This window comes from Blautia sp. MCC270, from assembly GCF_018785605.1.
Lineage (GTDB): Bacteria > Bacillota > Clostridia > Lachnospirales > Lachnospiraceae > Blautia_A > Blautia_A fusiformis.
Map to the genome: position 1 here is coordinate 17,255 of NZ_WQQD01000067.1, position 9,804 is coordinate 27,058.

General features: G+C 41.8%; 5 protein-coding genes. 3 read left to right on the forward strand and 2 right to left on the reverse strand.

Features of this window, described 5'->3' with window-relative positions; genetic code table 11:
* Positions 1-96: 96 nt before the first annotated feature.
* The gene (locus tag GPK58_RS12445; protein ID WP_092071924.1) at positions 97-570 is read right to left on the reverse strand and encodes a transporter; all 474 of its coding nucleotides are present in this window, start codon (positions 568-570) and stop codon (positions 97-99) included.
* Between the two features lie 6 nt (positions 571-576).
* On the reverse strand, positions 577-1,668 hold the full coding sequence (locus GPK58_RS12450) for an acyltransferase family protein (RefSeq protein WP_215638732.1): 1,092 nt from the start codon (positions 1,666-1,668) through the stop codon (positions 577-579).
* Positions 1,669-2,224: 556 nt separating this feature from the next.
* Here GPK58_RS12450 and GPK58_RS12455 point away from each other — a divergent pair.
* The 3 genes from GPK58_RS12455 to GPK58_RS12465 all read left to right on the forward strand — a co-directional run bounded on the left by GPK58_RS12455 (position 2,225) and on the right by GPK58_RS12465 (position 9,570).
* Positions 2,225-2,488 (forward strand): helix-turn-helix transcriptional regulator, encoded by a 264-nt coding sequence (locus GPK58_RS12455; protein ID WP_173723441.1) that lies wholly within the window; start codon positions 2,225-2,227, stop codon positions 2,486-2,488.
* A gap of 159 nt (positions 2,489-2,647) precedes the next feature.
* On the forward strand, positions 2,648-2,863 hold the full coding sequence (locus GPK58_RS12460) for a phage holin (protein WP_173723443.1): 216 nt from the start codon (positions 2,648-2,650) through the stop codon (positions 2,861-2,863).
* Entirely contained in the window at positions 2,863-9,570 is a 6,708-nt protein-coding gene (locus GPK58_RS12465; RefSeq protein ID WP_215638733.1) for a DNRLRE domain-containing protein, read from the forward strand. Before GPK58_RS12460 ends, GPK58_RS12465 begins: the two co-directional genes overlap by 1 nt.
* The last annotated feature ends 234 nt before the right edge of the window (positions 9,571-9,804 follow it).

The window sequence follows — 9,804 nt, forward strand, 5'->3', positions numbered from 1 at the left end:
AATAGTATCGTATAGGGTTTATATCAATGCAATTTATAAGAAAAGCTCCAACCGTATCAATATCGGGATACAGTTGGAGCTTTTCTGCAATTATGCTCATTTGCACTCAGAAGAGAAAGCTTTTTTTGAGGATTCTTCTGAAGCGTTCTTTTGATGCGGGGTCATATCATCGCTGTCCGTCATCAGATATTTCCGGACGGCAAAAAGAATGGCGATACCGATGATCCCGATCAGTGTCTGTACAGGATCGAGATGTTCCACGACCATCTGCCTTGCTGTTGCAAAAAGCAGGACCTCGACAACAGTCTGGGCGGAATGGCGGCAGAGCATTTTTACAAACTCCACACCGACTACAAGGGACAGTGCCTGTGACAGGAAACTGGTAAAAAAGCTGGTGTCCATATCCATGATGGAGGTACCGGCAGTTGTAAGGATCAGACGCAGTCCGGACAGTGCGATCACGATAATGATCACGATGGATAATGCGATCTCTGTGTAACGGGCTGTGTTGTAGATCAGTTCGTTAAAATGCTTGCGGATATTGTGGTTAACGGCGGTTCTGTCTTTCATGGGAAGTTATCCTTTCTTTTTCGCAGAAGCGGGATGATCGATAAAGTGGGTTGCAAAATAGCCGAATACGCAGGTGATGACCACCATACATGGCAAAAACAGCCAGAAGCGCTGCTGGCTCATGGTGTTGAACCATGGCGCATTGGCCTGCAGGATCATGATGATGGGCATATGCCACAGATAGATCCCGTACTGGTTCCGGGCTACGAAGTACAGCGGACGCAGAAACCTGAAATCCATTTCCGGCAGGAGGGAGAATCCCACAAGCAGTATACTGAACAGGATCGCCAGGATGGAATGTGCCGGATAACCGGAGGGAGCAGTGCCATAAAGCCCGTGACTGTGATAATAAAAGATCCATACCAGGATCAGTGCGGTGCTTGCAATAGAAACCGGAAGTCCAAGCTTCAGCCGGTAATCCTGCATACGATTTCCGGTCTGTTTCCAGAAAGCGGCAGCAGCCATTCCCAGCACGAAATTATCCAACGCAGAGAATACCTGACGCTCGTATACAAAATATACAGAGGTATCTGAAACACCGGAAGCGTGGAGATAACGGACGACTGCGAACCGGCAGATAACAGTGAAAACAATGGACACAATGGCAGAGACGAGCCAGTTTTTCCGGACTGCCTTGTAAAGGAACGGGGCGATCAGATAAAACTGAAAGATCACGCCCATCGTCCACAGCGCACCATTGATGGAACCATGAGTCACCGGGGAAAAGTTCTCCGTAAAAGTATAATACGCCAGGATATGCCGAAGTCCCTCATTGCTGAACATCTGTGTGGACATAAAGATCAGAAGGACCGTGATACATACATAATACTGGGGCATAATGCGGATGCAGCGCTTTTTCATAAAGGCCCGCCAGCCGGGGAGACAGCCTCGCGACTCCGAAGAAGAAAGGGAAAGATAAATCCCATATCCGCTTAACAGGAAAAACAGTGTAACTCCTACTTCACCTCCAAGAGTCAGAAGTGTGTGGATGGCTGTATGCGACTGCCATGGCTGCCCGGACAGAACGTAGCAGTGATACAGCATAATGTAGAGAATCGCCCCCGCACGGAGCAGATCGATATTTTTGATACGCTTCATAAATAAATCCTTTCCTGAAAAAATAAGTCTGCCCCATGACTGAAACGGGCAGACAGAGATAGGTTTAGTATAGCATGAACGTGGGAGATTGGAAAGCTGTCGGAGGGAAAATTTACTATTGCAAAAGCGAACATAAGTTTGTATAATGGAAAATATAAGAAACGAACATATATTCGTAAAAGAGGAGCGTGAGAAGTGGTGGACATCGAAGAAAGAACACCCGACAGAAAAGCAATACGAGTACATTGCCCGAGTTGCTCCAACAGCAGATTGTTCGATCTGACAGGTGACTGTTCCGGAATCCTCCGGATCAAATGTCCCAGATGCAGAAAAGAGGTGGAGATACAGCTGGCACATTGCAATGAACAGCAATACAGAAGGCAGATCTTTTATTACAGAACACATAAGAGATAAGAAAACCACATAAAAACTGAGTGAGAAGCCGGCCGGCAACTGTAGATTGCGTAAGAGCCAGACTCAAAGCCAGGAAATACTTCCCTGATTTTAATATCAGGGGTGTTTTCCTGGCTTTTTTCTTTATAAGGGGGAAAAGAAAATGAAGAATGAAGAGCAGAAATTATATCAGATCGGAGAATATGTCCGTATATGTCGGAAAAAAGGCGGGTACAGTCAGGAAGAACTGGCGGAAGGCGTAGATGTATCCAAGATGACGATCTCCAGAATCGAAAATGGAGAAAATGCTATGAGTATCCTGCTGTTTTTTCAGATCGTCAGTTTTCTGGATATTTCGGAAGAAGAAGTTATCAGACTGTTCAGAAACTGTGATAAAGCGTGCAGGGAAGCACAGGGATGGAGATAAAAATATTCGATTCTACATATATGTTACGAAAAATAACATATATGTAATTTAAAAACAAACATATGTTCGATATTATATAAAGCGTAAAACATATGTTTTTGACTACAGAGCGTAAAGTGAAGGCCAGCTTTACCGGAGATGAAAGAAGGTGGCAAACAAATGAAGATCAAACGAAAAATCAGATTTCCAAGAGATGTACTGATCCGGATGACAGTGCTTATGATCGCACTGACGAATCAGATCCTGGAACTGACAGGCAGAAATCCACTCCCATTTTCAGAAGAAGAGTGGTATCAGATCCTGAGCGGAATGGTAACAGTTATGACTGCTTTATGGATCTGGCTCAAAAATGAAAAGAAAGAAGGAAAGAAATAATGGAAGATAAGAAAAGACGGGAAATAAAAGAAGAAAGAACCGCAGCATCCAAACTGTTTGAGAATGAGGATCATTCTTTTACGAAAGAAATCTATCTGGATGATGTCCATTATCAGGACGAAGAGGGAATCTGGCAGGAAATGGATGATACCCTGACAGAGGAAATGGATGAAGACACAGAAGCAGATCAGGAAGAAAATATGGCAGAAGAATACGCAGCCAGCGAGAGGGCAGAGAAGGATTTTGCCAACAGAAAAGGCAAATGGAAAGTCGTATTTCGTAAGCATTCCAGAAAGCAGGGGACGGTATCTGTTACCAAAGATGCATATAAGATTAGCTGGGCACTGGAAAACGCAGAAAAAGTAAAGGCGGAAGAAACCGGAACGAATACAGTTCTTTATCCGGATATCCTTCCGGGAACAGACAGTCGTTTCTATGTAAGAGGAAAGAACATAAAAGAAGATATCATCCTGAAAACACCGGAAGCAATCGGCTCTTTTACATGGCTCTATCATACCAAAAAACTTCATCCGGTAGCAGGAAATTCCTGCGTAAGATTTGTAAATAATGCAGAGGAAGAGGTTTTTGCTGTTGCGGCGCCGTTTATGACAGATTCCGCAGGAAAAAGATCAGAAAATATCGGAATCGAACTTCTGGATGAAGGAAAAAAAGACCGTTGTGCGATCCGGATCACACCGGATGAAGAATGGCTGAAAGATCCGGAAAGAGTTTATCCGGTTATTGTCGATCCGGTTACGACAACGTCAAAGAGTAGAGATGAGATTAATGACGCACATGTAGATTCACAGTATGCAAAAGATAATTTTCGTGAAAGCATTATTTTGAAAACCAGAGGAGGAGATGTTATTCAGAGAAGTTATCTGAAATTTAAATTACCGATTATTAAAACAGGAGATATGGTAGTTAGCGCTCGTTTGGTAATGGTGTCTCTTGCGGAAGATAAAAAAGAAAGAACGCTTCAGGTTCATCGTGTGCTTCAGGACTGGGATTCTGCCGATATTACATGGTTTAATAAACCTATGTATTCGGAAACAGTTGAAGATATATGTAAGTTTACCGGAGATGAACAGAAATATATCAGCCTTGATATCACACGGCTTGTGAAAGACTGGTATCAGAATGGGTATAATTATGGTGTGTTGCTCAGAGACTGCTCTGAACTCTCAGGATATACAGAGTATCTTTCGTCAGATTGTCACAGCGATTATAAAGATATGCGTCCGAGAATCGACATTTCCTACGTAAACTACTCCGGCCTTGAGGACTACTGGACATATCACAGCCAGGAAGCAGGACGTGCAGGCACCGTGTACGTGAATGACTACAACGGAAATGTGATCATGCAGCATAATACAATGGAAACAGGCGGCTCACTGATGCCGATGGGGCTGACACAGGTATACAACAGCAATGATAAAGACATCGATATCGGTTACGGATATGGAGTCCGTCTGAATTATCATCAGACGATCCGGAAAGTCACTATTGCAGGAACGGAGTATTATAAACATACAGATGGAGATGGTACAGTCCACTATTTTGTATATGACAGTACAAAAAAGAAATGGAAAGAGGAAACCGGCCTGGATCTGGAACTGATACTGAAAACCGGAGATTCCGATATTGCCTATGTGATCAAAGATAAAGAAGAAAACTGCCTGAACTTCATGACAGCAGGATATTTACGATCTATTTCAGACCGACATGGAAATACACTTAGCCTGAAATATACCAACCTGCGTATTGCATCCATCGCAGACGGTGCAGGCCGTATGACAACACTGACTTATGATACGGACAGTGCAGGAAAAGCAAATCATCTGATAAAGGTAACAGGACCAGATCAGAAAAGCAAGACGTTTGCATATACCAACGGATGTCTTACATCAATCACAGATATTGATAATTCCAAGACCACATATACCTATACAACAACCCGTCTGCTCCAGAAGATCCGTAATGTTGATGAAAGTGAAGTGCATTACGACTATTACAGCCAGAATCCTTACAGAGTAAAAAAGATAACTGAGTACGGAAGAGGAAGTAAAGAAGGAAACAGCCTGCGGCTTACCTATGGATACAACAGCACAAAATTTACAGATCGAAAAAACAGAAGTGAGATCTTACGATTTGACAATTCAGGAAACCTTCTGCATGTGCATGATGGATTTGGCCATGCGGCAAGTGCAAGATACAGCAAGGATAAAAATTACACCAACCGTCTGCAGAATGAAACAAAACTTCAGTCAAATATCATCCAGCTGCTGAAGGATCCGATCATTCAGGCAAAGACACTTGGCTGGAAATCCTATGTATCCGATGAAAAAAATATCAAAGCATCGGTCAATACCGACAGTCAGAATGTAAAAACAGGGACAAGATCCCTTCAGCTTACCAGCGAGGTAAGTAATCAGTTCTGCAGCTGGTATCAGGAAGTTTCGCTGAGAAAAGGTGCGACCTATACATTCTCTATGTATATGAAAGCTGTCATAAGTGAGATTGGGGAAAATGGAAGATGTCTTGCACGAGTTGAGTATCATGATAAAGATGGAAAAAATGTTTATGCGGTAAGTGAAGGAATCAAAAAAAGTACCGGTGGGTTTATACGTCAGAAGGCAACATTCAAGGTACCGGAAGATGCGGCTGATACAAAAGTAAGAGTATTCTTATACATGTATCGAGTAAAAGGAACGGTTTATGGAGACATGGCACAGCTGGAGTGCGGAACAACTGCAAACCGCTGTAATCTGATAGATAATGGAGATTTTTACTTTGGGAGTACACAGGGTTTTACCGGCTCGGGAACCACGCTTGCAGATGAACTGACAACAGTGGGAACCAGCGTATATGTTCCTGTCAGATATGCAATGATGGTGATCACAGATTTTGCGGATGTTTATACAACACCAAAAGTGTCTGCAGAAACAAAGATCACAAGTATCTTCAAGAATGAATGTGTGGTGGCAAATGCATTTCTGAAAGATTCCAGTGGAAATCTCTGGTACTATGTGAAAACAAGAAACGGGCAGAAAGGATATGTCAGATCAGAGTCTCTGTGTATTTATATGCCGGGAGGAAGCGCCAGCAATTCCGCATGTACTGCAGTTGAGAATGCCATTCTCCGCTCCGCCCCATCTGCATCAGCTATACCGGTACAGGAAGGGATTGAAAAAAATACCTGTCTGGCATTACGCTCATCTGTAAAAGATTCCAGTGGAAACAAGTGGTATGAAGCAGGACTGGATATTGACGGAAAAAGATATTATGGCTATATTTCCGCAGATTCTGTAGTAAGACTGGCAACAAACACGCCGTATGGTTACACATATGCACCGGTGAACTGCTATACGACTCCATCTACAGTCAGTGGGCTGGTAACACTTCCCAAAGATAAAAGAATCCGTATACGGGGAACAGTTACAAAGAATAACGGAGAAGTATGGTATGCGTTTATGCCTGAAAATACAGAAGAAAAAAAGTTTGCTTATATCCTAAATACAGCTCTTACGATATCCAAAGCTCCGGTAACAGACCGTAAAGCAACGGCCAAAGTAAATGAAAGGGTTCCGGGACTTGACAATCATATTTTCAAATTTGTTGGAGATTATGAAAGTGAAAAACGTCTGGTCAAAAAACTGGATCTCACAGGAAAAAAAGGCGATACCTACATGGTGAATGCCTGGGGATTCGGAACAACACTTCCGGAATCTTCTGTGGATAAAGGTCGCAGGTTTGGTGTGGAAGTTGTATTTATATCTGCAGATGGAAAGACAAAAGATACACACTACAGTAATTTCAGTCCGGATATTCTGGACTGGCAGTTCCTGAGTGATGTGTACGTGGCAAAAAATGATTATGCAAGTATTCAGGTAGCGTATACATACTGCCATAATGCCAATCATGCGTTTGTAGATGGCATTGCGTTATTCCGGGAGGAGTTCGGACAGACATATACTTATGATGCAGAAAATAATCTCATTTCTGTTACAGATGCTCAGAAGAATCGGCAGAAATTTGAGTACAATGCGACTGGTGATGTAACCGGGATCACAGACCCAAAAGGAAATAATTTTAAGTATGAGTATGATGCAAAACGTCGTCTGCGAACCGCAACTTCTGCCGAAAGAGTCAGATACCGTCTGAAATATGACACAAAAGGAAACATTGTAGAAAGCGGTTGTATTTCCGCAGCAGATACTACAGAAACAAAAGGTACCTGGGTGGCCCGTAAATTCACAGAGAAGAAAAATCATGTAGCAGGCGTTACGGATACAGAGGGAAATACCGTATCCTATGAGTGGGATGAAACTACAGATCTGCTGAAATCACTTACAGATGGAAGAGGAAATAAGATTTCCTACAGATACGATGCCGCACAGCGTCTCAGTGCAGTAAGCCAGAAAGTAACAATTGGAAATGTACAGAAAACAGTGACCAATGCGTATACCTACAAAAATGACAGACTTGCGTCCATCAGCCATAATGGATTTGCCTACGGATTTACCTATGATGCATTTGGAAATATGCTGCGAGCTTCTATTGATAAAAAAGAAACGGATGCAGAATATTCTCATGAACTTGTCAGATATGAATATGAAGAGAAAAACGGAAATCTTGCAAAAACTATTTACAGCAATGGAGATTATATCCGCTACGAGTATGACAGTATGGATCGTATCCAGATGAGCTATTATCACAGTGCCAGTGCGTCCGCAGAAAAGAGAATGAATCATTATGTGTATGACCGAAGCGGAAATCTTGCAAAAGTACAGGCATATCTGGCTGGAAAAACCTATGATCTGGAATATGATTTTCTGGACAGGCTGATGCGTGTTACAGATGAATCCGGACAGAGATACCAGTATTTCTATGATGCAAATAATAACATGACAGAGCTTCGCGTATATTCTGATGAATATGGAACAAAAACAAATTACAGCTATGATAAAGACAGCAGAGAAACAAAAACAAAGATCATGAGCGGAAAAGAGAGAACCGTTACTTATGATTCCTGTGGAAGAGTTGCAAAAACAGAGTGGAATACCACAAATCCTTTAACTCTGACATATGGATATTATTCTCCGGATAAACAGGTCGGTACACTTCCAAGAAAAATAACGGTAGGTTCCAGAACCCTGAGTTATACTTATGATGCAAACGGAAATATCACGGCGATCACAGATACAAAAGGTTCCAGCACAGTAAAAGAATCCTATGTATACGATGAGCTGAACCGTTTGATCCGGGAAAACAGCCAGACGCAGAAGAAGACATTCACCTATGAGTATGATCTGGGTGGAAATCTTGTAAAAGTATGTGAGTATCCATATACAACAGGAACGCTTCCAACAAAACCATCTGCAACAGAAACCGGAACCTTCGGACAGGTATGGCGGGATAAACTGATGAAGTGGAATGGCGTAGTCATGCAGTATGATTCAATTGGAAATATGACCAAAAAAGGAAATACTACATTTACCTGGACACAGGGAAGAAAGCTGGAGTCTGTCAATAACGGGAAAAAGATCCGATACTATTATGACCATGCCGGAAATCGAGTAAAGAAAACCGTTGACAATGTAACAACCGAATACTGCATGGCAGGAGATCTTCTGGTAACAGAAAAAGGTGAGGGACGCCGAATCTGGTATTACTATGATTCCGCAGCAAATCCTGTTTCAATGCGAGTGTCAGGAAAAGACTATTTTTACGTAAGAAATCTCCAGAATGATGTCATTGCACTGATTGACGACACCGGAGAGACTGTAGTAGAATACAAGTATAACAGCTGGGGAAAAATCCTGAGCATCACCGGCAGCAAAGCCGGCACTATTGGAAAAATCAACCCGTTCCGCTACAGAGGCTACTACTACGATGAAGAAACCGGAATGTACTATCTGAAGAACCGGTATTATGATCCGGAGATCCGGAGATTTATCAGTGCGGATAACTTTAAAAGTGAAAAAGCATCTATGGAGACATTACATAATCGAAATTTATTTGCCTACTGTGACGATAATCCACTGGTACGTGCAGATCAGGATGGAAATGCATGGATGGTTGCAGCAGCAAGTTTTGTCGCTGGAATGGGACTTTCAGTTGGATGTCAGATGATTTTTGAGGGGAAAAATCTGTCAGAGATAAACTGGATCACTGCCGCTTCCGCAGGACTTGGAACCGCTATGGGATTTTTGGGAATTGGTGGTTCGACAACAGGTGCAGTTGTAAGTGGTGTTACTTCGTTTGCAAGTGATTATTATGAAAATAGAGATTTTACAAGCGCGGTTATAAATGGTGCGGTAAGTGCGGGAATATCATTAATTTGGAGTGCTGTAGATAATATTATAGTACCAAAGCAAAATCAAAAAGGATATTTGAAATATATGAGAAAAGATTACCATGACGCAAATCGAAGAATTTCAAATATGAACCTTTCATTCGCAGAGGCATTACCGCTACGAAGGGCAGTTAATGAAGAAAAAAATGAAAAAATGAGGCAATTAACAGGAAAGCAAATAATTTCTTATTCTAGAAATTATTGGAGTAATAGGAAGGTTAATTCTAATATTGTAATACGAAAGTATGGGAGAGTTATTGGCGGGGGAGGTGAGTATACTCCAGGAAAAGGAATGCGGTATATGAAGTGTTATGAGTATTTAGGAAAGTTATATTGGCTTTACGTATAATTTTGGCATATAAAATATATGAGAAACGTATTGGTGGGAAAGGTATTCTCACCAATACAAAACGGTATGTATTTAATAATTAGGGGGGATTAGAATAGACCGAAGGAAAAGAAAAAAGATACCTGAAAAAATTTTATTATTTTGTATTTTATTCTTGTCATATCGTTGGATTTTTGAAGATGATGGATTCACATTTGGAATAGCCGGTTTGGGATATTTGGCATTGACTGGATG

Bases quoted from the DNA above. Each gene is read 5' to 3' on its own strand.
- GPK58_RS12445 (WP_092071924.1), bottom strand. From the start codon at position 570: ATGAAAGACAGAACCGCCGTTAACCACAATATCCGCAAGCATTTTAAC.
- GPK58_RS12450 (WP_215638732.1), bottom strand. From the start codon at position 1,668: ATGAAGCGTATCAAAAATATCGATCTGCTCCGTGCGGGGGCGATTCTC.
- GPK58_RS12455 (WP_173723441.1), top strand. From the start codon at position 2,225: ATGAAGAATGAAGAGCAGAAATTATATCAGATCGGAGAATATGTCCGT.
- GPK58_RS12460 (WP_173723443.1), top strand. From the start codon at position 2,648: ATGAAGATCAAACGAAAAATCAGATTTCCAAGAGATGTACTGATCCGG.
- GPK58_RS12465 (WP_215638733.1), top strand. From the start codon at position 2,863: ATGGAAGATAAGAAAAGACGGGAAATAAAAGAAGAAAGAACCGCAGCA.